At 42.0% G+C, this 23,516-nt stretch carries 21 protein-coding genes, 1 tRNA gene and 1 pseudogene; 12 read left to right on the forward strand and 11 right to left on the reverse strand.

The window, feature by feature from the left end:
• Nucleotides 1-545: 545 nt before the first annotated feature.
• From pdhA to fba, 4 genes are all read left to right on the forward strand, one after another.
• Nucleotides 546-1,580, forward strand: a complete 1,035-nt coding sequence (gene pdhA, locus UYI_RS0122695) for a pyruvate dehydrogenase (acetyl-transferring) E1 component subunit alpha (RefSeq protein ID WP_016868968.1) — start codon at nucleotides 546-548, stop codon at nucleotides 1,578-1,580.
• A gap of 290 nt (nucleotides 1,581-1,870) precedes the next feature.
• Nucleotides 1,871-2,737: an aldose epimerase family protein gene (locus tag UYI_RS0122700; RefSeq protein WP_016868969.1), complete on the forward strand. Its 867-nt coding sequence runs from the start codon at nucleotides 1,871-1,873 to the stop codon at nucleotides 2,735-2,737.
• 62 nt (nucleotides 2,738-2,799) lie between these two features.
• Nucleotides 2,800-2,871, forward strand: a tRNA-Lys gene (locus UYI_RS0122705).
• 200 nt (nucleotides 2,872-3,071) lie between these two features.
• Nucleotides 3,072-4,151, forward strand: coding sequence for a class II fructose-bisphosphate aldolase (gene fba / locus UYI_RS0122710; RefSeq protein WP_016868970.1), 1,080 nt, complete (start codon nucleotides 3,072-3,074; stop codon nucleotides 4,149-4,151).
• 228 nt (nucleotides 4,152-4,379) lie between these two features.
• On the opposite strand, the gene UYI_RS0122715 is transcribed toward fba, so the two are convergent.
• Entirely contained in the window at nucleotides 4,380-5,048 is a 669-nt protein-coding gene (locus tag UYI_RS0122715) for a fasciclin domain-containing protein (RefSeq protein WP_016868971.1), read from the reverse strand.
• A gap of 194 nt (nucleotides 5,049-5,242) precedes the next feature.
• Nucleotides 5,243-5,391: pseudogene (locus UYI_RS35170) on the reverse strand (IS982 family transposase); the annotation flags it as partial.
• A gap of 50 nt (nucleotides 5,392-5,441) precedes the next feature.
• On the opposite strand from UYI_RS35170, the gene UYI_RS0122725 reads away from it, so the two are divergent.
• Together UYI_RS0122725 and UYI_RS0122730 are read left to right on the forward strand one after the other, a co-directional pair.
• A complete protein-coding gene (locus tag UYI_RS0122725) occupies nucleotides 5,442-5,744 on the forward strand; it encodes a tetratricopeptide repeat protein (RefSeq protein ID WP_081589255.1) in 303 nt (100 codons plus the stop codon).
• 760 nt (nucleotides 5,745-6,504) lie between these two features.
• Nucleotides 6,505-6,978 (forward strand): DUF3291 domain-containing protein, encoded by a 474-nt coding sequence (locus UYI_RS0122730; RefSeq protein ID WP_016868973.1) that lies wholly within the window; start codon nucleotides 6,505-6,507, stop codon nucleotides 6,976-6,978.
• Between the two features lie 135 nt (nucleotides 6,979-7,113).
• On the opposite strand, the gene UYI_RS0122735 is transcribed toward UYI_RS0122730, so the two are convergent.
• The 4 genes from UYI_RS0122735 to UYI_RS0122745 all read right to left on the reverse strand — a co-directional run bounded on the left by UYI_RS0122735 (nucleotide 7,114) and on the right by UYI_RS0122745 (nucleotide 11,173).
• Entirely contained in the window at nucleotides 7,114-7,509 is a 396-nt protein-coding gene (locus UYI_RS0122735) for a VOC family protein (protein WP_016868974.1), read from the reverse strand.
• A gap of 80 nt (nucleotides 7,510-7,589) precedes the next feature.
• On the reverse strand, nucleotides 7,590-8,102 hold the full coding sequence (locus UYI_RS33240) for a ZIP family metal transporter (protein ID WP_235148000.1): 513 nt from the start codon (nucleotides 8,100-8,102) through the stop codon (nucleotides 7,590-7,592).
• A complete protein-coding gene (locus UYI_RS40390; RefSeq protein ID WP_235148001.1) occupies nucleotides 8,093-8,362 on the reverse strand; it encodes a ZIP family metal transporter in 270 nt (89 codons plus the stop codon). Before UYI_RS40390 ends, UYI_RS33240 begins: the two co-directional genes overlap by 10 nt.
• A gap of 90 nt (nucleotides 8,363-8,452) precedes the next feature.
• Nucleotides 8,453-11,173: a chloride channel protein gene (locus UYI_RS0122745; protein WP_016868975.1), complete on the reverse strand. Its 2,721-nt coding sequence runs from the start codon at nucleotides 11,171-11,173 to the stop codon at nucleotides 8,453-8,455.
• A 593-nt stretch (nucleotides 11,174-11,766) separates the two neighbouring features.
• Between UYI_RS0122745 and UYI_RS0122750 the strand changes: the two genes are divergently transcribed.
• Together UYI_RS0122750 and UYI_RS0122755 are read left to right on the forward strand one after the other, a co-directional pair.
• Entirely contained in the window at nucleotides 11,767-12,354 is a 588-nt protein-coding gene (locus UYI_RS0122750; RefSeq protein ID WP_016868976.1) for a COP23 domain-containing protein, read from the forward strand.
• A 101-nt stretch (nucleotides 12,355-12,455) separates the two neighbouring features.
• A complete protein-coding gene (locus UYI_RS0122755) occupies nucleotides 12,456-13,244 on the forward strand; it encodes a S1 family peptidase (RefSeq protein ID WP_026086123.1) in 789 nt (262 codons plus the stop codon).
• Between the two features lies 1 nt (nucleotide 13,245).
• Here UYI_RS0122755 and UYI_RS0122760 read toward each other — a convergent pair whose 3' ends face one another.
• The 3 genes from UYI_RS0122760 to UYI_RS0122770 form a co-directional block, all read right to left on the reverse strand.
• Nucleotides 13,246-14,697 (reverse strand): serine/threonine-protein kinase, encoded by a 1,452-nt coding sequence (locus UYI_RS0122760; RefSeq protein WP_016868978.1) that lies wholly within the window; start codon nucleotides 14,695-14,697, stop codon nucleotides 13,246-13,248.
• A gap of 204 nt (nucleotides 14,698-14,901) precedes the next feature.
• Nucleotides 14,902-15,933 (reverse strand): DUF2891 domain-containing protein, encoded by a 1,032-nt coding sequence (locus UYI_RS0122765; protein WP_026086124.1) that lies wholly within the window; start codon nucleotides 15,931-15,933, stop codon nucleotides 14,902-14,904.
• 189 nt (nucleotides 15,934-16,122) lie between these two features.
• Nucleotides 16,123-16,971, reverse strand: coding sequence for a M28 family peptidase (locus tag UYI_RS0122770; RefSeq protein ID WP_016868980.1), 849 nt, complete (start codon nucleotides 16,969-16,971; stop codon nucleotides 16,123-16,125).
• Nucleotides 16,972-17,086: 115 nt separating this feature from the next.
• Here UYI_RS0122770 and dnaK point away from each other — a divergent pair, with 115 nt between their 5' ends.
• The 4 genes from dnaK (at nucleotide 17,087) to UYI_RS0122790 (ending at nucleotide 21,535) form a co-directional block, all read left to right on the forward strand.
• Nucleotides 17,087-19,231 (forward strand): molecular chaperone DnaK, encoded by a 2,145-nt coding sequence (gene dnaK, locus UYI_RS0122775; protein ID WP_016868981.1) that lies wholly within the window; start codon nucleotides 17,087-17,089, stop codon nucleotides 19,229-19,231.
• 299 nt (nucleotides 19,232-19,530) lie between these two features.
• A complete protein-coding gene (locus tag UYI_RS0122780) occupies nucleotides 19,531-20,517 on the forward strand; it encodes a DnaJ C-terminal domain-containing protein (protein WP_016868982.1) in 987 nt (328 codons plus the stop codon).
• 260 nt (nucleotides 20,518-20,777) lie between these two features.
• Complete coding sequence (locus UYI_RS0122785) at nucleotides 20,778-21,257, forward strand: J domain-containing protein (protein WP_035138981.1); 480 nt, start codon at nucleotides 20,778-20,780, stop codon at nucleotides 21,255-21,257.
• 5 nt (nucleotides 21,258-21,262) lie between these two features.
• On the forward strand, nucleotides 21,263-21,535 hold the full coding sequence (locus UYI_RS0122790) for a DUF3143 domain-containing protein (protein WP_016868984.1): 273 nt from the start codon (nucleotides 21,263-21,265) through the stop codon (nucleotides 21,533-21,535).
• A gap of 187 nt (nucleotides 21,536-21,722) precedes the next feature.
• Here the strand turns inward: UYI_RS0122790 and UYI_RS0122795 are convergent, their stop codons facing one another.
• Together UYI_RS0122795 and cdaA are read right to left on the reverse strand one after the other, a co-directional pair.
• Nucleotides 21,723-22,472: an isoprenyl transferase gene (locus tag UYI_RS0122795; RefSeq protein ID WP_016868985.1), complete on the reverse strand. Its 750-nt coding sequence runs from the start codon at nucleotides 22,470-22,472 to the stop codon at nucleotides 21,723-21,725.
• Nucleotides 22,469-23,392 carry a diadenylate cyclase CdaA gene (gene cdaA, locus UYI_RS0122800; RefSeq protein ID WP_016868986.1) on the reverse strand — a complete coding sequence of 308 codons (924 nt, stop codon included), beginning with the start codon at nucleotides 23,390-23,392 and terminating at the stop codon, nucleotides 22,469-22,471. The genes UYI_RS0122795 and cdaA overlap by 4 nt, the downstream gene beginning before the upstream one ends.
• Nucleotides 23,393-23,516: the final 124 nt, after the last annotated feature.

Below are 23,516 nucleotides of genomic sequence, written 5' to 3' on the forward strand. Positions count from 1 at the left end.
AATTCTAAGAGAGCATTCCAAGAGTGTAAAACCGTGCCATAATAATAACTCGTTGTTTTCACACAACAAGTGTGTTTTGCAACAAGTTTTATTCTGCCCCTCCAATTTCTTCGAGAGCAGCACCAATCATATTCTGTTGGCAGATATTTACTATTTTTTCCCGGCTGGAATGTAGGAGTTAAACATTCCTGCGCCTGCTTCTGAACAGAGTTTCCAAACATGCCATCAGACAGACGCCGTTTCATAGGTTTGCCGCTGCTGGCGAGCGAACCGAAGTATAACATAGTTAGATATTTATGGCAATTATCTAGGGAAGTAAAAATATAAAAGATTCAATTTTTTAATTTGTTAATGGCTATGCAGAAAGCAAGCTATCCTGGTTGATAGTCTTGGGTCTAGGGTTGTTATCTTAACTCCTCCAAGAAAAAACATAAAACAGTAATAGCAAAGGACTGTTTAATTTTTAACTCGTTTTTCGAGTCTAAATTATCCAATTCTTTTAAAAATGGTAACTTTAAGTGTTACTACAGGGATACTAAAAAGTAATGGTTCAAGAACGCACTTTACCCAAATTTGACGTTGCTACCGCGCAGATTGACAGAGAACAAGGACTGCGATTGTATCAAGATATGGTACTAGGACGCACCTTTGAAGACAAATGTGCCGAAATGTATTACAGGGGCAAAATGTTTGGTTTTGTCCACTTGTACAATGGTCAGGAGGCAGTCTCCACAGGTGTGATCCAAGGAGCAATGCGACCAGGAGAAGATTTTGTTTGCAGTACCTACCGCGATCACGTTCATGCTTTGAGTGCGGGAGTACCAGCAAAAGAAGTAATGGCAGAGTTATTTGGCAAAGCCACAGGTTGCAGTAAAGGACGTGGCGGTTCCATGCATATGTTCTCTGCTGAACATCGTTTGCTGGGTGGTTATGCTTTTGTCGCAGAAGGTATTCCTGTAGCAGCTGGGGCAGCTTTTCAAAGTAAATACCGCCGAGAAGTGCTGGGTGATCCTAGTGCTGATCAAGTTACAGCTTGCTTTTTTGGCGATGGTGCTTGTAACAACGGTCAGTTTTTTGAAACCTTAAATATGGCTGCGCTGTGGAAATTGCCAGTCCTGTTCGTCGTTGAGAATAACAAATGGGCTATTGGTATGGCTCATGAACGGGCAACTTCCGACCCCGAGATTTATAAAAAAGCCAGCGTCTTCAACATGGTGGGTGTAGAAGTAGACGGTATGGATGTCATGGCAGTGCGTGCAGTGGCCCAGGAAGCTGTAGCCCGTGCGCGCGCAGGTGAAGGCCCAACATTGATTGAAGCACTGACTTACCGCTTCCGGGGTCACTCTTTGGCAGATCCAGATGAATTACGCAGCAAGGATGAGAAAGAATTTTGGTTTGCCCGCGACCCAATTAAGAAATTTGCTGCCTATCTTACAGAAAGAAACCTGGCGACAACGGAAGAATTAAAAGAGATTGACCGCAAAATCCAGCAAGAAATAGAAGAAGCGGTGAAGTTCGCTGAGAGTAGCCCTGAACCAGATCCAAGCGAACTGTATCGCTACGTATTTGCGGAAGACTAGTAGAAATTATGAATTATGAATTATGAATGCTGAGACATTTCATAACTTCATAATTCATTCTTTACGCCTAATGTGAATTAAAACTATGGCAAAAATCATGTTTTTAAGGTCGAATACAGATGAACACAGATAGATTATGGTGTACCCTGCCTTAAGCCGCCCTTAGGGGTGTCTACATCGTCTTGCACGTGTTCGTTTATTAAAATCAAAATCTAGACAATTGCCAAAAAACCTGATATTGCTTCTTCAATTCACTTTAGACGTCATTTATAATTCATCATTCCAAAGCAGTGTTTTCTATCTCTATTCAACAAAAACAATACAAAACCTATATTCTCACTCAAACCGCCAACTCTCTGCTAGAAGTTGTTCCAGAACGCGGCGGTATCATCACTCGCTGGCGTCTTCAAGGGCAAGAAATTCTCTACCTAGATACAGAACGCTTTGCTAACCCAGAGTTGAGTGTTAGGGGTGGTATCCCGATTTTGTTCCCCATCTGCGGCAATTTACCGGAAAATACTTACACTTACAACGGTAAGCAGTACACCTTAAAACAACATGGTTTCGCTCGTGATTTACCTTGGCAAGTAACTGATCAAGTTACTCAAGATGCAGTGAGTTTGAGTCTTACTCTTAATAGCAATGAACAAACACAAGCAGTTTATCCTTTTGATTTTCAGCTAATTTTTAATTATAGAATCCAAGGCAATACCTTAGAAATCCAGCAACAGTATACAAATTTCTCCTTAGAAGCAATGCCCTTTTCCTTTGGGTTTCATCCTTACTTTTTCACCCAGGATAAAACCCAATTGCAGTTTGAGATTCCTGCTCAAGAATACCAAGACCAAAGAAGCAAGAAAATTCACTCTTTTGCAGGTAAATTTGATTTCAATCAAGATGAAATCGATGTGGCATTTAAACAACTAGCTAGTCAATCAGCTAGTGTGATTGACAACAGCCGGAAATTACAACTGACGCTGAAATACGACAATATCTTTTCTACGCTCGTGTTTTGGACACTCAAGGGCAAAGACTTCTACTGTCTAGAACCTTGGAGTGCGCCCCGTAACGCCATCAACAGTGGTGAACATCTAACAGTTTTGCAACCAGGAGCCACTTGTACAGCGAATGTGAGCATTTCGGCAAAATTTTTCTAAACCCCTTTACAAATTCCTAGCTATATGTGATATAGTGGTGAAGTTGCAAATTGCTTAGCAACGGGTCGCTAACTCAAAGGTAGAGTACTCGGCTTTTAACCGATTAGTTCTGGGTTCGAATCCCAGGCGACCCATATAAAAAAGATAGATAATAAAGATAGACAACTATTAGGTAGGTTTATGTTGAGCCATAGGGCAAAGTTTTTCTACAGAAATCACCCATCACTAGTTATAATTTCCTATAGGCTCACAATATTTTCTTAAGATTGGCGTAATATTTATTTACGCTAGATTCCAAACCGACTAGCTGACAACACAATTAGGAGGACTATCTATGGCGCTCGTGCCAATGCGGCTGCTGTTGGATCACGCGGCTGAAAACAATTACGGTATTCCAGCTTTTAACGTGAACAACATGGAGCAGATTCAAGCGATTATGCAAGCTGCCCATGAAACAGATAGCCCCGTGATTTTGCAAGCTTCTCGTGGCGCTCGTAAATACGCTGGTGAAAACTTCCTGCGTCATTTGATTTTGGCAGCAGTGGAAACTTATCCCCATCTTCCCATTGCTATGCACCAAGATCATGGTAACGAGCCTGCCACTTGCTACTCAGCAATTAAGAACGGCTTTACCAGCGTGATGATGGATGGTTCCCTGGAAGCTGATGCTAAAACCCCAGCTAGCTATGAGTACAACGTTAATGTCACTCGTGAAGTAGTAAAAGTTGCTCATGCTTTGGGTGTCAGCGTTGAAGGCGAACTCGGTTGCTTGGGTTCTCTAGAAACTGGTATGGGCGAAGCTGAAGATGGTCACGGTTTCGAGGGTAAACTTGATCACTCCCAACTGTTAACCGACCCTGACCAAGCTGTTGATTTTGTTGAGCAAACCCAAGTAGATGCTTTGGCTGTTGCGATTGGTACTAGCCACGGTGCTTACAAGTTCACCCGCAAACCAACTGGTGAAATTTTGGCAATCAGCCGCATTGAAGAAATTCACCGCCGTTTGCCTAACACCCACTTGGTAATGCACGGTTCCTCCTCCGTACCCGAAGATTTGATTGCTTTGATTAACCAGTACGGTGGTGCTATTCCTGAAACCTACGGCGTACCTGTAGAAGAAATCCAAAAGGGTATTAAGAGTGGTGTACGTAAGGTAAATATCGACACCGACAACCGTTTGGCAATTACTGCTGCTGTGCGGGAAGCTTTGGCAAAAGATCCTAAGGAATTTGACCCCCGTCACTTCCTCAAGCCTTCTATTAAGTATATGCAAAAAGTCTGTGCTGAACGCTACCAACAATTTGAAACTGCTGGCAATGCTAGTAAGATTAAGCAGGTTTCTTTGGAAGAGTTTGCTGCTAAGTATGCTAAAGGCGAACTCAGTGCTGCTATCAAGAAAACTGTTGCTCTGTAATTTAGACAAATAAGTAAATAGGGACACAGCAGTAAGGTGTCCCTAAGCTGAGGATTCTCATCCTAGTAGACTGAACCGGGTAACAATTATGTTCCCCGGTTTTTTAATTTGATGAAATTAACTATTGTGGTGTTGGACTAGTACTCTACCACACAAGTTTTGACAGCTTGCCAGACGTCAGATCCCCGACTTTTTTAAAAAGTCGGGGATCTAGCCAAACTGTCAAAATCAATTTGGTGAACTACTAGAAGTAGGACTTACTTGAAAATTGGGAGGCAAAATTACCTTATCAACTACGTGAACAACACCATTGCTAGCCAAGATATCGGCTTGAGTAACTTTCGCACCGTTAACTGATATTGTTCTGGCAGTACTATTAACATCGATTGTCACAGGAGTACCCTCAACTGTTTTTACGTCTCCAGATGTCAATTGACTTGAGGTGACTTGTCCAGGAATGACGTGATAGGTGAGAAGTTGCACTAGTTGTTGTTTGTTTTCTGGTTTGAGGAGATTTTCTAAAGTACCCTGTGGTAATGCGTTGAAAGCAGCATCAGTAGGTGCAAAGACTGTGTAAGGCCCTTGTGCTGTTAGTTGTTCTTCTAAACCTGCTGCTTTTGTTGCTTGTGTCAAAATTTTAAATGATCCTTGGCTGGCTGCTGCTTGGGCAAGTTCTGCAAAGTTTTTGTTTGCAGTTGTACCAGCAGGAGTTTGTGTTGCGGGTGCAGTGGTTGTGGGAGTTACTTCAGCTACGGGTGAAGTATTTTCTGTGGGTGTTTGTGCGGAAGGGGTAGTATTTTCTGCGTTAGGTTGACCACAGGCAGACAAGGCAAATAGGCTACCCACACCAACTATACTGAACAAAGCTTTTCGTAAAATGCCTTTGTTTGCTTTCATGGCTTTTTCCCAAAATCAAGCTAAATAGATTGCATATTTACAAAAGTTAAGATTTTTGGTGCAATGATCCCTCAACCCAGCGAGGTAGTTTTCGCAATCTAGATGAGTTTGTTGCGATCGCAAAAAGAAACTGAAGCAATTCAACATCTGTTGATAAATAACCTGAGTTCGGGTTAAGCACTTTGAGATAAAAGTTATTCCATCTGAAGGCTGGGTTTCTTCGGTTGATGGCAATAAGCGATGAATCCACACGGAAGTAAACGCAAAAATTAACAGGACTACGGTGCGGTGAATGTTCAATCTGTGAAATATTCTTGAGTTGGTCGTTAATGATTTCAATAATTAGTATCGGCAGAATTGCTTGGCTAGAGATACAAGCATTAACTCCAGGAGATTGCTTTAGAATCATTTCATCCTGATTGGTGGTACGAATTTGGTAAAATTTTGGAAAAACACCAGCATTATTTAGATGCAATTACAGCTTATAAACAAGCAATAAAATTGGAACCAGATTTTGAGGAAGCTTGGTATCGTGTAGCAGTGAGTTATGCAGCGTGTGGTGATAAGAATAACTGCTTAGAATATTTGGCTGAGGCTTTGAAACTAGACCCAGATATGAGAAAAGATGTAGTCAAGAATTTTGCTAAGTTTGCCAACGATGAAGATTTTCAAAGAATTATACGCGACACAAATTAAGTAAATCACCAGGGCGAAGGAAATCACCTATTTTGTTGCAACAATTTTGTTCAACTAGCAAGTTTATACGATTAATAAATAATAATCGCAATTAGTAACAAGTAAATTCCCCAGCGCTCTGGTGGTTTTTTTAGCGGACAGCGCCGCTAAGATTACAAAAGTAAAGGGCTTTGAAATACTATCTTATTTATTATTTCTGTATCGTATCAATGCACACAATTTTGTCCCAAATTTGGGCATTTTTTTAACCTGAGCTTCCAACAAACAGCATTTATTATGCCTTAAGAAAAACTTTCTAGTCTCCCAGGAGTTCGATAAATATTGTCAGACTAAACAATCACTTGAGCGCAAGTAAACCGCACCCTAATAACCTAAGTCTACTTTAAGTAGACTTATTGAATAAACCCTTCAACCCACTTGGAGTGAGTTTTGGTTATTAGTCCCAAATTTATTTGAGGGCGGGATTTTGGGCTAATTAAATCTATCGAAATCAGGTTTTTGAGTATTTCAGACCATTTTATATTTGAAATTCAAGGTTCTTTCTTAAAGCAATTGTCAATCAAATTAACCAAATACTTGTGAGGGTGCAAAGCTTTGCGTCCTCACAATAAATATTGCCAATGAAATGTTTGCTACAACACAATTTATTCTATACTTTCTTGAGTTTTTACTAATTTTTTGTAAAAATACTACTTGGGATAGATGACCTATGAGAAAGTTTTAACAAAATCAATGCAAGAGCATCTTGAGGGTGCAACTTATGAAGCTAGAGCAGTACCATCTTGCCCAGGTCAATACTGCCATTTTACGTGCGCCACTCGATACCCCGGAGATGGCTGATTTTGTCGCTCAAATCAGTAGAGTGAATGCGATCGCTGATGCTGATTCTGGATTCGTGTGGCGTTTACGTAGTGAGGGTGCAGACGATGCTACCAGTATTCGTGCTTTTGAGGATGAGCGGATTCTCATCACTCTCACTGTTTGGAAATCTTTAGAAGCTTTATTAGATTACGTTTATCGTAGCGACCACGCAAGTATCATGCGCGATCGCCGTCGTTGGTTTGAAAAATCTCACCAACCAAATATCGCACTGTGGTGGATTCCCGCAGGACACACCCCTACAGTCGCAGAAGCGAAGGAAAGACTAGAACTATTGCAACTTTATGGTTCAACTGTGCAAGCCTTCTCGTTTAGCAAGCCATTTCCTTGCCCCGATTTGGTTATGAGTTATTAGGTGAAGCTATACAATCGTATCAATTTCTTATGCGATTGTTTAGCTGATTTGGTGTATCCATATCGTTAGTTCTCTGATTATTCAATCTTGATAATGTGGGTGTGTTAACGAAAGCTAGCACACCCTTCAAATTAATTACCTCAGAGCATAGTTTTGGTTATATTCTACTAGCTCAATCTCATTACCATCGGGGTCATTGACATAAATTCTATGCTTGGTTTCTGGTGCTGACATTGTGTAATACTCAATGCCTTTATCCTCAAGCAGCTTTTTCATGGTTTCGCCATCTTTAATCACAAAACCAACGTGGTTTATGCCAGTGTTTTCGTAAGCATTATGGACACGTTCTTGATGATTTTCATCATTTAAAGCTAAATAAAATTGGCGATCACCAAGATGCATCCAACGACGACCATTAAATACACCTTCTGCACGTATGTACCAATCAGGAAACAAAGTTTGGTAAAAATTTCTGCTGTCGTCTATATTTTTACAAGATAGGTTAATGTGTTCAAAGCGAATAAAGTTCATATGTTTGTCCTTTGATTTGATCATAATTACGTCTTCATGTATTTCTCTTCATCACCACATAATTAATAATTGTTATCTTTTCACCCTAAGGTGATATCTAAAAACATCATGACTACAAAACCAATCATCACACCGATTGTTCCTTCTTTTTCTAAACCTTTGCGATGAGATTCGGGAATAATTTCATCACTGATGACAAACAACATTGCTCCGGCAGCAAAAGCCATCGCCCAAGGCAAGATAAAGTTAGCAATACTCACTAATCCAGCACCAATCAATCCACCAATTGGCTCAACTAAACCAGTCAACAAAGAAATCCATAAAGCATAATTTGTTGAATAACGCTCGGCAACCAAAGACAATGCTACAACTAAACCTTCGGGAATATTCTGTAAACCAATACCCAAGGCAACGGGAATTCCTTCTGTAATATTATGATTGCCAAAATTTACTCCCACAGCTAAACCTTCAGGAAAGTTATGGATAGTAATTGCGCCAATAAATAGCCAAATTTTCTGCAAATTTGCACCATTACAGTTTTCTTTCCCCTTAAAAAAATGTTCATGGGGTAAAAACTTATGGACTAGTTGCAAAAAACTCCACCTAATAGTATGCCAATGACAATAGTCAAAGCTGCATAGGGTTTGGATGCTCCTTGAGCAATAGCTGCCTCGGTTCCCGGTAAAATCAATGAGAATGATGTCGCTGCTAACATCACTCCTGCACCAAAACCCAGCATGATTCCTTGTACTCGTTGCGTTAGATTAATGGGTAACAAAATCGGTAAAGCACCTACTACTGTCGCCAGTCCCGCGCCTAAACTGGCGATCGCACCGATAACAAGGCTGTCCATATCTGGGATTTTTGATTTAACTGTTTTAATTAAATCATAGTCGTTATGAGTTTAAGTTGCAAGTCCCTTGTCGCCAAATCAGACTTAGATTCAATTATTTATCGCTCCCCTGACTAAAATCACGGTACTGTCTACACCAGAGGCGATCGCTTCGGGAATATTCCCTTTCATGGCCTGTTGTAGCAATCCCTCGCGGGAAGCACCCAAAACAACTACATCATAATGTTCGGTTTTTACTAGGTTGATTACTCCTTCGGTGACAGAATCTGCTTGCACGGGTGCAGCTACTACAGTGCTGGATGATTTCTGGCGACGGACAAGCATCCGAATAGCTTCTTCTAAAACTTTCATGTCTGGTTCTGATTCGGATGGTTTAAATACACGGGTGAGGCGGATTTTTGGGTCATTTCCAAGCGTTACCAAAGCAGGTAGTAATTTAATCGCTGCCCTAGCATTGGGACCGCCAGCCATTGGCACTAGCCAACTGTTGAATTGGGGAGGAGGGAGGGGGAGATGGGGAGATGGGGGAATGGGGAGATGGGGAGATGGAGAGTGAGAGAGGGGAGGAGTAGGGAAAAGATGAAGTAGGGAGAGTTTTTGATTATTGATGATTGACTCTTGAGTTTTCCCTAACTTCACTAACACCATCTCACAAGTGGCTTGCCGAATTACCGTGTCCACAACATCACCAAAAATGCGACCAGGGGTGGAAGTGCTGCCCTTCCACCCCATGAGAATAAGATCAATGTGTCTTTCTTGGATTGTCTCTAAAATTGCATGGGCAATATCATGAGTAACTCGGATCTGGGTATGCACCGGAATTTTCCATTTTTTGCCTAAAACTTCGGCGTTTCGCAGTAATCGCCGACTTTTGGCTGTCCTAACAGGTGTTTCGGCTGGAGAACTTTGACGAGAAACAAGGATTACTTGCAGACATTCTATTTCGTAGTGACGATCGCGGGCGATCGCAGCTGCCATTTGTAAAAGTGTGGCGGCTGTTTCGGGGTTGGCAACTGGTACTAATAATCTACCTCTACCGATGCTAGGCGATCGCGTTTGATAAACAACGTAAGAAGGTTCTGGTTGTGGCCCGTGTTCTCTAGTTTGACAGTTGAGACTGTCGGCTTCTGCCCGAATAATATCAGCACGAGTGATGATACCAATGATTCTGCGCCCTTCTACTACTGGCAAGCGACTGATTTGATGACGATCCAATAAATACAGCACATTGCTTAAATTATGGGTGGGCGTGACTGTCACTGGCTGCGGTGTCATGATTTCCCGTAGGGGAGTATCTTTTGCTAAGTTGCGATCGCGTATTTTTAATAAATCAGTTTGGGTGACAATTCCTACCAATTTACCTTGTTCAACTACAGGAAATCCTCGATGGTGAGAACGAGAGAAAGCTTGTACTACTTCTTCCACAGACATCTCTGCATCCAGGGTTTCCACCCGGCGCTGCATGACATCTTTTGCTGTTAACTTAGTCAATGCACCCTCAACGGGAGGTGCGTTTTCGATGTTGATGCCGCTTAAGTGTAAAAGTTTGGTATACAGCGATCCTGGCATCAGTTTGTCAGCAACCAGGTAGGATGTGACAGAGCCAATCATTAAGGGTAACACCAGATTGAAATCTGTTGTCATTTCAAAGACAATCACGATCGCTGTGATTGGTACTTTCGAGACGGCACTAAAAAATGCTCCCATACCTGCCAAAGCATAGGTAGTTGGGGAACCTAATCCAAATAACTGGAATTCAACGACACCGACGATATAACCCAAACAAGAACCTAAAATCAAACTAGGCGCAAATAACCCTCCTGGCGCCCCTGAGCCAAATGCTACCAAGGTTAAGAGAAATTGAACCAAAAAGGCGATCACTGCTATAGGTGCGTTGGCCTGACCAGCGATCACAAATTCTCTTAATCCCGTATTATCACGGAAAGATGGTGGTAAAAAGGCAATTACTATACCTGAAATAAATCCAGCCAAAGCCACCCTGAGGGGTAAGCTAATATGTAATCTTCGATATATTTTGATACTTTCAATTAATCCACGATTAAATAATGCTGCCAGTAATCCTGCTAAAACACCCAAAACCAGGTAAAAAGGAATTTCTATAATCGAAAAACTGCTAGAAGATCGAGTTAATTCCAAGTTCAATAGCAAACTACGACCACCCAACAGACGGGAAACAACACCACCAATAAATGAAGCAATGATTGCAGTTCCTAATGTTAGCCCCGATAAATCTTGAAGTAACTCTTCTACCACAAACAAAACACCAGCAATGGGCGCATTGAAAGCTGCTGCTAAACCTGCACCCGCACCAGCGGCAATCATTTGCCGTCGATGATCTGGGGATGTGGGAACCCAGCGACTCATCCCTGCTGCCAAACCAGCCCCGACTTGCACAGTCGGGCCTTGCCTACCTAAAGTGATTCCTGAAGCCAAAGCGATCATGGCACTGAGTAACTTCACAATTGCTACTCGCCACGAAAGCTTGACTGGTATATTAGCAAGAGAAGCTTTCACGTGGGGAATACCACTACCAGAAGCTTCTGGTGCTAATCTTTCTACCAATAATCCAGCCAGAAACCCGAAACCTAAACCAACTGCTGGTAGGAATAGCCATGCTGGCAAAACTTGGGAACCATGAACTCGCCATGTTCCTAGCCATCCCGAACCAAATTTTAAGCATACAGCACAGAGGGCGGCAACTAGACCAATAATACAGGCTTCTGCGATCGCTAAACCTCTTCTTGGTTGCCAGACAGTGCGAATATACTGATTCAGAAAAGGGAGCGACATAGCAATTAAAAATTAAAAATTAAAAGTTGAAATGTTAAATACAGCACATCATTGCTAATTTTGTAAGTAATTCTTACTCTTTTGCAGTTACACAGCAATTTATCCATAGAGGGATAGAGTTTCGTATTTTAGATATTTATAGGGAAAATTCTAACTTTTTACGCAACTTTTAAAACTTAGAGTAATTGGCGTAGACGCGTTCCCCAACAAAAGCATGTGGTATTACCTGGCGTAGACGTGTAAGCAACTTCTCGCAGAATACCCGTAGACGCGCAGCGGTGAAGGGAGTCGCAGTCTTGGACGCCACGTGACGTCAGGTACTTTATGCCGGGGAAAGAGTCCACCCTTCGGGTTCAGCAGTCCCCCTACCCTGACCTTATGCCCTCCGGGTACTCTTCGAGAAGCCGGGCTTCAAGGTAGAGTAGGGCTTCTCGGAAAGAGATGCTCACCTTTACAAAATCTTTATCAAAATGCCTGATTATTACTGATATGTGTAACCGTGATTCCGAAATGCTGTATCTTCAACTAGTAACTAGATATAATACTCACCAAAGTTCAGGTTAACCCTCTTTATTCTATCAACTTTATTACTTATGAAGCTGGGGTTATTTAATCAAGGTTTGACAAAGGTAGTAGTCACCTCGCTGGCGACACTCACCACCGCTACAATCATTCATCAGCCAACTTACGCCCAAGGTACAAGCTTCTACTGTGGTACGAGTAAATACCGTAATCAAAGTGTACCTGCAACTTTTGCTCGTACTCAAGATGGTAGAAATGTGGCAATGATTCGCTGGTTACACACCAACTACTTTTCATCAAATTGGACTCCGCAAGTGCGTTGTCAAGAAGTAGCCCGCAGATTTCAAAAAAATTATGATAATGGGATGCTCAGACGTATAAACACTGGGACACTCAAAGGACAACCGGTTGTATGTGCCGCCATCAAACAAAGTGATCCTTGTACGGACAGTACTTTGTTATTCACTCTCAACCGTAATGTCAATCCAGAAAAAGCTTTAAAAATGCTCATGGATCGTCGTGGTTTGGCATCTGGAAACGCGTTCGTATCTAGAGGCAAAAAAAATAATAGTCCGTTTAGCGTTGAATTTGATAGTTATATTCAAGGTGCTACTGTTGAATCAAGTAATCCTAATCCGGAAAACAGTAGCACACCCTAATGGGTTTATAATTAGGTAATTATGTAGTCAATATTGCTAAGTTTTTATTAAGTGTTCACAGACTTGAATTTTCCAACCCCTATAAAAAGGGGCAATGGCAAATGAAATGGCACAACCAAAAGTCAGTAACATTGGTTACTGGCTTGTTATTTATAATTTGTGTATCGGCAGTATATCTGAGATATTCGCCAAAGTGTACCAATATTAACTGTAACAGTCTAAACACTACGCAGCAAAATCGATTGTCAATAGAACAAATACGCCATACAGCTCAAGCTATGACTGTGAAAGTGATGTCAAAAGAATTCTTAGGTTCAGGAATTCTGCTAAAAAAGCAAGACTCAGTTTATACAGTTTTGACTAACGCCCATGTATTGCGTGCTGATGATCCTCCCTATCGGATTCAAACACCGGATGGGCGGATCTGGTCTGCGAATTTGCTGGCAAATGTCAAGTTTGGCACTAATGATTTAGCAATATTACAGTTTCGTAGCCTAGATAGAAATTATACTGTGGCATCCATAGCTTTTAACACTGCCATAGGTGATGAAGTATTTGCTGCTGGATTTCCCTATGGAGATGACGGAAAAGACAAAGGCTTTACCTTTACAACTGGTAAAGTAGCACTAATATTACCGAAGGCTTTAGAAGGTGGTTATCAAATTGGCTACACAAATGATATTCAAAAAGGTATGAGTGGAGGGCCACTCCTCAATCATCAGGGTGAAGTAGTCGGTGTGAATGGAATGCACGCATATCCTTTGTGGGATATTCCTTCAGTATTTGCTGATGGTTCCGAAGCAGATCAAAAATTGCATGAACAGATTGTTCGCCTAAGTTGGGCTGTGCCGGCGGAGAAATTTACGTTTAGAAAAAAGATAGGACAATGATCTAATTAATTTCAAAAGATTTGATCATTTCATTCACGGTTTTAATAAATTCATCATAATCATCTACCGCTGCTGTATAAGTAATTATGTATGCTTTATCGCCTTTTAAAGTCCAAATTTGTAAATTTTTTAACTTAGTATCCTCGTCTTTACCTGTGTAGATGATCTGATTTGCTTGTTTGAATGCCAAAGTTGTTGAACTCGTATTTATAATTTGGGCTTCTGGCAGAGTATTTTTAATTTCATCAACAAATAATTTTTTAGACTCAGCTAATGTTCCAGAAAACTTCTCAATATCTACATTTAACTTTTCTTGGAATTTATCTGTATCACTTTGTCTTGGAGATATAAACGTTACTACTTCAGTAACGCCTAAAACATCAATTTCTTTGATTTGTAGCTGCCAACTGGCTGGATATTTGATTTTTATACCATAATTAGAATTCTCATAGGGTATAAACTTTTCTGGTTCCTGCCCAGGTCGAATTGCTATAACTACACTAGCAAGCACTGCAACTATGCCTACAGGAATTAACCATTTCCAACCAGATGTGGAAGAACGAAGTTTCAGAATCGATGGGAGTCTTGTTTGCCCCTGTGTAAAAGTGTGATTTGAGTGTGAGATTTGTCTTAGTGCTTGTAGTGCTGAATCCGCTGACTGATAACGTCCACCGAAGTGATAGCGTACCATTCTATCTAGAATATTAGCTAGCTCAGGGCTAACCCGCGCTTGGTCACGCCAAACAATTTCTCCAGTTTGGGGGTCTCTTGGTAGTTTGCTTCCTTGGGAAGGGTCAGGATATATGCCTGTTAAGGCTTGGATACCAATCACTCCTACGGCATAAACATCGCTGCTAAATTGTGGTTCACCAGCTGCTTGTTCACTGGGCATGTAGCCAAGAGTACCAATAGCCACGGTGACAGTTTGTCCCTGTTGATTAACTTCCAGACCTCTGACCTTTTTCACCGCACCAAAATCAATCAGGACAATTTTTCCGTCTTGTCGTCGCATGATATTGGCAGGTTTAATATCTCTGTGAATTACTCCTTGACGATGGACAAAGGCTAAAACTTCTAGGATTTCCGTCAACAGCTTAATTGTCTCGGCTTCAGTTAGTCTATTAGCTAATGGAGGTAATTCTTGCCTGAGGTCGTGACCTTCAATAAATTCTTGTACTAAATAAAATTCTTGATTCTCTTCAAAATAAGCTAAAAGACGCGGAATTTGGTCATGATTGCCTAATTCTTCTTGAATTTCTGCCTCTTGCTTAAAGAAGCGTTGTGCTATCTGTAGAGTATTCGGGTCGTTAGTTCTTGGTTTTAGCTGCTTAACCAGACACTTAGGATTACCCGGGCGGTCGGTGTCACACGCGATGTAAGTAGCCCCAAATCCTCCTCCTAATCCCAGTTGTTGGACAATTTGGTAACGTCCACGAAGCTTGTGACCCAACATTACGTTCACCTTACATGCTAATAAGTTTAGAAGTTATGACTAAAAGCGTCTATGTGTTGATGTTATCTTGACATAGTTTGACACTTATACGATAAAAGTACCAGCAGCAGTTTTTGACGCACAATATTCAGGAAGTTTTTAGATTTATCGTCAAAAATAGGAGTGTAGGGGCTACCCTCATACCCTTACAAACTTCTTCGGTCATCAACACAACCCACGACCTGTTAGCAAGTAAACTACAAAAGTCCCCAGCCAGTGACTACTAGAATAGTGTTCACTGACGGCATCGATTGTGCTACTTTGACGATGTAGAACAGCAGCAGCACGAAGAGTTTCTATTCGAGGATCTGTATCAGGCAAACCAAAGATTATTCCTTCAAGCATCCAAGCGCGACTAAGATTTAAACCATGAAAATGAGATTGTAAATAGTCTTGAGGATTAGTTACTTTTATGGGTTGTAACCAATCTACTGACTCATCGACAGGTAATTGTGGCAGAAAATCAGTAAGCCAGTTGGCAAAATCTGTTGGTGAAAGAATTCGCCGCACCAGATCAGCTTCCGCCAGGCAGGGAGAGATAAAATCATAGCTCAATGGTTCAAAATGCAATGGATAATTTTGATCGCTCAAATAAAATTTTTGTGCTTTGTTATCAATCAAATTAGCAAAGTTATCATTTTTGCTGATTCGTGTCCAATCCATAATTAAACCAAGTGCAAACGCTGTTTGACTATGCGTACCTGTGCGGTTGGGTAGTTCAAGGTTTTGCAGCCAACGATGTAAGTTATCTACAACCAAGGTTTCTAGGGGTTCTAACACAGTTAGCCATTCTTTGGCTTGGGTATCATTCCATTCACGCAGTTCCGCAGCCAGTTGTAATAGCCATGCAAAACCATAGGGACATTCAAAGTAGGGATGTTTGTGTAGATGGGCAATTTCCCCTTGAATTTTTTCGGGTGTGAAACTTTGAGTAAGGGCTTCCCTCACTGTTGTCTGAAAGGAGGCTTCAGGAAAATAACGAGTTAGACGTGCGAGTAACCAATGTCCATGCACTGCTGAATGCCAATCCAAGCAACCATAAAAAACAGGTGTTAATTCCCGTGGTGGCTTGATATCTTCATTGCTATCAAACCAGTAAATACCGCTATGGGGATACTCTTGATTGATACAGCTAAGTACCAATTGGACAAATTTTGCTGCGATCGCTAGGTCAATCTCCATAGCTTTGGTTTTCATGGTGACTAGTTTCGGTTGGTGGACAGGTTTAATTGTCGCTTTTATTAGCTTGATTTCTAGTAGGCGATCGCACACCGAAAAAGTCTGATAATTACTAAATTCAGCCCATCTAGGTCTAAAACCCCACTTGGTTGGGGTTTGATTCCACATACTACGTCCCTTCTGCCCTCTGATTTCTGCCCTCTGCCTTCACAACCGTCGAATTCCCTTTTCCAAACCCTGACAAACACCAGTCAGAAAATCTAAATCTAAGGTGGCAATTGTATCACTAGGTTTGTGATAGTGGGGATTTCGCAAAAAAGCCGTATCTGTAATCATAATTGCTGGATAACCCGCATCCCAAAAAGGGGCATGATCACTCTGTCGAGTTTGCCGGACTATATGACCTTTATTAGGTACTGGTAGCCACTGACTTGCTACACCAACTTTCCGAATACTGCGGCTAATGCTGATTAAATCTCTTAAGGTTCGCCAATTACCAATTAAACCAATAAAATCGCCACGACTAGGATAAATATGTTGTAAAGGTGGCGGGTAAATTTGGGAACCAGGGTTAGAGTTACAGTAACCTAACATTTCGAGAGAAATCATTAAGCGTAGTGGTTGCTGTTCTTTTTGTAACTTCGCTGCATACTCAATGCTACCTAATAAACCATATTCTTCCATATCAAAAGCTACAAGTTGCAGGGGATATTTGATTGGTTCTGTTGCAAACATCCTTGCTAACTCTAGTAACACTGCTACACCTGTAGCATTATCATCAGCTCCTGGAGAACCAGGCACAGCATCATAATGGGCACCAATTAAAATTGGTGGCAAGTCTCTTTTTTGTGAATCCACAGCAGCAGGTAAGTTCAAGACGAGATTTTTGCAAGCTTTACCACCCACATAAAAGGTGTGGATATCCACACTCCCCCACTGTGCAAATGAGGCGCGAATGTATTCTTGAACAAAAAAATGGCCAGCACTTGCCATGTAAGGGTCGCGATCGCGGACTATTTGAGTAAGATGAGTTTCCAGTTGGTGTTTTAAATTCACAAGATGCTAACAGCGAACCTGGTTGAAGGTGTATTTATCAACAGCAAGATACAATAAATCAAGCATTAGTTCTAAACAAAAAATTTATATAGAAATACTAGGAGAAACTTAACGCATGGGCAAGGTAGTAGGCATCGACTTGGGTACAACTAACTCTGTAGTCGCCGTCATGGAGGGTGGCAAGCCGGTGGTTATTGCCAATGCAGAAGGAATGCGAACAACTCCCTCCGTAGTTGGCTTTAGCAAAGACGGCGAACGCCTCGTAGGGCAAATGGCGAGGCGACAAACTGTCCTCAACCCTCAAAATACTTTTTTTGCAATTAAACGTTTCATGGGACGTAGGTACAGTGAACTGAGTCCAGAATCGAAGCGTGTACCTTATACCATTCGTAAAGATGAAGTTGGCAATATTAAAGTTGTTTGTCCCCGTTTAAATAAAGATTTTGCCCCAGAAGAAATTTCGGCAATGATTCTCAAGAAATTGGCAGAAGATGCCAGTAAATACTTGGGGGAACCCGTCACAGGGGCAGTAATTACCGTTCCCGCCTATTTCAATGATTCCCAACGGCAAGCAACGCGGGATGCTGGGAGAATTGCTGGTCTGGAAGTTTTGCGAATTCTTAACGAACCAACTGCTGCTTCTTTGGCTTACGGTTTGGATCGCGGTGAGACGGAAACCATTTTAGTATTTGACTTGGGTGGCGGTACATTTGACGTTTCCATCCTAGATGTTGGTGACGGTGTATTTGAAGTGAAAGCTACCAGTGGTGATACTCAACTCGGTGGTAATGACTTTGATAAAAAAATAGTCGATTGGTTAGCAGAACAATTTCTCGAACAAGAAAAAGTAGATTTAAGAAGAGAACGACAATCTTTGCAGCGTTTGATGGAAGCTGCGGAGAAAGCCAAAATCGAACTTTCTGCTGTCAGCGTCACTGAAATAAACTTGCCCTTCATCGCTGCTACGGAAGAAGGACCTGTCCACTTAGAAACTCGCCTGACTCGTTCCCAGTTTGAAGGCTTATGCGATGACTTGTTAGGGCGGTTACGTGTCCCTGTCAAACGCGCTTTAAAAGATGCTGGACTCACCCCTAATGATATTGACGAAGTTGTACTAGTAGGCGGTTCTACACGGATGCCTATGGTACAGCAGCTAGTACGGGCGATGATTGGCAGAGAACCCAATCAAAACGTCAACCCTGATGAAGTTGTAGCAGTGGGTGCGGCTATTCAGGCGGGAATTCTCGCTGGCGAACTCAAGGATGTATTGTTATTGGATGTGACACCCTTATCTTTGGGACTGGAAACTATAGGTGGCGTCAAGAAAGTACTAATTCCCCGCAACACTACTATTCCTGTCCGCCGTTCTGACATCTTTTCCACGTCAGAAAATAACCAGAACACTGTGGAAATTCACGTAGTCCAAGGTGAACGGGAAATGGCAGCAGATAACAAATCCTTAGGGCGATTCAAGCTGTACGGTATCCCCCCAGCACCTCGCGGTATTCCCCAAATTCAAGTAGCATTTGATATCGATGCTAACGGCATATTACAGGTAACTGCTTTAGATAGAACCACAGGTAGAGAGCAGAGTATTACAATTCAAGGTGCTTCTACCTTGAGTGAAAGTGAAGTTCAACAAGCGATTCGAGAAGCCGAGAAATTTGCTGACGTAGACAGACAACGTAAAGAAAAAGTTGAAAAACGTACGCGGGCTGAGGCTTTGATTTTACAAGCCGAAAGACAATTACGGGAAGTAGCACTAGATTTTGGTATGGCATTTGCCCGCAACCGTCGTCAACAAATTGACAACATCTGTCGGGAACTGCGCGAGAGTTTAAAAGAAAATGACGATCGCGGCATAGATCAAGCTTACGCCGACCTACAAGATGCCTTGTATGACCTCAACCGCGAAGTCCGCCAGTACTACGCTGAAGAAGAAGATGACGATTTGTTGGGTGCGATCAAAGACATTTTTACAGGTGGTGGTGATAAAGACCGGGATTATCCTAGAGACACTTTCCGCGATCGCGATTACTATGACAGAGACTATGACCGAGGCTACGGCAAAGATTACGACCGCAGTCCCAGTAAAGATTACGACCGCAGTCCCAGCAGAGATTACGATCGCAGTCCCAGCAGAGATTACGACAGAAGCTATGGCCGAGACAGTCGTTCCTCTGCCTTTGACAACAGTGGTTCTTCACGCCGTTCTCGCCCCACCTATCAAGATAACTGGGATGATGACGATGATTGGTAATCAAGCTTGTTAGGTAAAAAATTATCACTCCTTCGCTATTGAGATGTACTGCTAATGCAAAATACTGAATATTTAGTTAGAAAAAGGTGATAAATATTGATTTGAATTTCGGATTTAGTCAATATTGATAGGTAATTAGTAATAGTTAGTGGTTAATGGTTAGTGGTTATTTGTTTTCCCCAACAACTACCAACCGCTAACAATTGATCATTCATTATCAACAACCAACAATCAACTACCAACAACCAACAATCAACTACCAACTATCTTAAAAACTAAATCTTTAATCATAACTGATTATGCAGAATTTGCGGAATTTTCGCGATTATTACGAAGTTTTGGGAGTATCTAAAGATGCCACCAATGAAGAAATTAAAAAAAATTACCGACGCTTAGCTAGGCAATATCACCCAGATTTGAATCCAGGGAACAAAGCAGCAGAGGAAAAATTTAAGGATATCGGTGAAGCTTATGAAATTCTCTCCGATCCTACAAAGCGGGCCCAATACGACCAATTTAGTCGCTACTGGAAGCAAAAAGGCTTCGACAAACAAGCACAGAAAAAACCTTGGGGCGCGGATAGCCGTAGCAATGGTCGCGGTACTCAGGATGTAAACCCTGGTAATTATTCGGATTTTACAACCTTTATTAATGAAGTCATTGGTGTCAAAACAGGTCGAAACGCCACATCTACGACTGCCAATACTACCAATGCCGATCCCTTCCGTACCCCGAGAACAAAAGTTGCATACACCCCAAACCAACGCCCTACCCGGCGAGATATTGAAGCAAGATTATCTCTACCCCTAGAAAAAGCTTATCAGGGTGGTTTGGAAAGAATTCGCTTAGAGGATGGGCGATCGCTAGAAGTAGAAATGCCCGCAGGGATGGTAACAGGTCAAACGATTCGTCTCCGAAATCAAGGCATTAATGGCGGTGATTTATATTTAAAAATTACCGTCGAACCTCATCCTCTTTTTAAAATAGAAGGCACAGATATTCACTGTCAAATCCCCATTACTCCCAGTGAAGCTGTATTAGGAGGTCAAGTTGAAGCACCAACCCTTGATGGTTTGGTGAAAATGACCATACCTCCCGGAGTTAGGTCTGGACAAAGATTACGTTTAGCTGGTAAGGGTTATCCCACCGACAAAGGTAAACGCGGCGACCAATTAGTAGAAATTCAAATAGTTACTCCTAAAAATATTAGCCAAGAAGAACGGCAATTATACGAAAAAATACGGCAGATTGAAAATTTTAAACCCCGCGCTGATTTATTTTCATAAGGTTGTTGTTTGTTGTTTGTTGGTTGTTAGTGGTTGTACCAGACGTGCCATGGCACGTCTGTATATTGGTTAGTAGTTAGTAGTTAGTGGTTGATTGGTTATTTACTACTCCACCCTACCTTAAGCCCCGCAAAGCATGTCTACACACCCCCCACCTCCCCACCCCCTCTGCTTGGACCAGGAGTTACAGAGTAAGTTTAAAATATTAGAAAAAAGTTTAGCGCTAGGTGAATCAAACAGCCGTGAATCAGAATGGTGCAATGTCACAAAGCAGCGAGAATACATACTATACTCTGCTAGGACTGCATCCGAGTGCATCGCCAATCGAGATCCGTCGTGCTTATCGGGAATTGAGCAAACGCTATCATCCTGATACTACAAGCTTACCTACAGTTGTCGCCACTGCCAAATTTCAGCAACTCAACGAAGCCTACGCTACCCTAAGTAACCCAGAACGACGGTTAAGTTATGACCTAAAAATTGGTTATTCTCGGTTTGGAGTAATTCAAGCACCTCCCGATTTAAATCGTCCCGTTTCCCGTTCCTACGACTGGTCTAAATCAGCTTATCTTGATGCTAGCGATCGCCCCCTCTCATCTGGTGAAATCTTCGCTTTGTTTATCCTGGGTTTAACATTTTTAGGTTGCTTACTGTTAGCGATCACCATTGGCTTAACTCGTGGTGAAGCTGCTTTCCAACCTGTAGGATTGATATTACAACTCTTTATTTTTAATTTTTAATTGTTATGTCTCTTCCCCCTTCTGACACACCACTATATAATCACCCTCTTCCTCAAATCGAGCAGTGGTTAAGAGAACAAGGTTGTGAACAAGATGAAATGCAACTACATTGTTGGCGCGTACAGCGTCCTAGTTGGCAAGCAGAACTTTGGTTAGACATTGAGCAAATTGTGGTTCGATATCTCAACGTAGGAGAAAATGGACAAGATATCCAACGCGCCTTTAAATATTCTTTGAGTCGGCGAGATGTAGAACAGGCTGTGTTTTCCGGACCATAGTGAAGAAGAGTAGAGGAGTGGGGGGAGTGTGAGGAGTGGAGATGTGCTTGAAGTGAGCCTTACACTAGCGGCGAATACCACTAGCAACATATGAAATAAACACAATTTTTCTCCTACACCCTTACACCCCTATACCCCCTGTGTTTCTTGAGAGATAAATATTTTCTCCTCATACCCCTCACACCCCTCACACTTTCCCAAACCTTCTTTCCCGTTGCTGATACGCACACAAAGCGCGGTGGAATTCATGGCGATCAAAATCAGGCCAGAGAGTATCGGTTATATATATTTCTGAATAGGCTATTTGCCAGAGAAGAAAATTTGAAACTCGCATTTCTCCACTGGTGCGAATTAATAAATCAGGGTCACAAATACCGATGGTGTAAAGATGACGTTCAAACGTCGCTTCATCAATTTCATCTGGCTGGAGTAAACCTTGTTGGACTTTTTGGGCGATCGCTCGACAAGCTTGAATAATTTCTTGTCTGCCGCCATAATTGGTAGCGATCGTAAACTTGATCCCGCAATTATCTTTCGTTTCTTCCATCGCACGGCTAATTTCTGCTTGCAGCGATCGCGGTAAGCTACTCAAATTACCCACAAACCGAATTTGCACATTCTCTTCCACCATTTCCCGCAGTTCTTGACGCAAAACTCGCTGAAATAGAGTCATCAAAAAATCAACTTCTTCGTGCGGTCTTCCCCAATTTTCCGTAGAAAATGCATAAGCCGTCAGGGCTTCGATCCCCCAATCCTTACAACAACGAAGTAAATCTTTTAAGGCATCAACACCAGCTTTATGACCCATAATTCTGGGTAGCCCTTGATGCTTTGCCCATCGACCATTGCCATCCATAATCACCGCAACGTGCTTGGGCAGTAGTTCTCGTTTTAAGTCAGGAGGCAGATATTGCAGTTCAGTTTGTTGTGCTGTCATTTTTTGTCTCGCGATGCGGTCGATGGTAATCCGAGTAAACGTGAAACCAATGCTAAGGCCTGACTACGAATCTGACGACCCAAACTGATCAAACCAGGGGCAACAGCCTCCCGATCCACAGTTGGTGAAAATCTCGCTTCTAAAGACTCTTTCAGCTTCGTAATCGTCAGTGGTCTATTTAGAGTTCCCTTTTCCGCTAAAGAAATAGAACCTGTTTCTTCAGATACAACGACACAAATGCAATTCTCGACTCGCTCAGTTATTCCCATCGCCGCCCGGTGGCGTGTTCCCAACTGGCGCGAAGCTGTACGTCCCGAAAGCGGTAAAATTATACCCGATGCCACGATCCGAGAACCTCGTATCAATGTAGCACCATCGTGTAAGAGAGTTTTCGGTTGAAAAATTGTTTGTATTAGCTCTTTGGACACTTCAGCGTTTAGTTTTACTCCTGGTACAGAAAAATCCCGTTCATCAATAGGGCCAGTCGTTTCCAAAATTAGTAGCGCACCTATCCGATTTTTCGACAGTTCTCTGACTGCTTCGACTATTTCATCAATTACACTATCAGATTTAGGAACTGCTAGACGGGACGGTTGAAATAATTGCCAGAATTCGCCACGTCCCAATTGTTCCAAAAATCGCCGAAACTCGGATTGGAGAGCAACTGCCATTGCGACAGCACAGCCAATCACTAATTTTTCTAGTACAAAATTTAGCAATTGTAGCTGTAACTTCCCACTGATGGCTGATGCCAGCATCAGAATAATAAAACCTCGCACCATCCACAGTGTCCGGCGCTCACTGATAATCATTAGTATCATGTACGTCAGCGCCAGTACTAAAACAATATCCAGAGTCTCAAGCAGCAAAGGCTGAGACCAACCTTGGTTTATCAGCCATTGCTTCCACCAATCTCCCATGACATCTGGATTTTACCTTTCACCTCTAATAAAGTAAGTCAATAGTCAATAGTCAATAGTCAATAGTCATTAGTCATTAGTCAATAGTCATTAGTCATTAGCCATTAGTAAACAACTCTTGACT

This window comes from Fischerella muscicola PCC 7414 (assembly GCF_000317205.1).
Classification (GTDB): domain Bacteria; phylum Cyanobacteriota; class Cyanobacteriia; order Cyanobacteriales; family Nostocaceae; genus Fischerella; species Fischerella muscicola.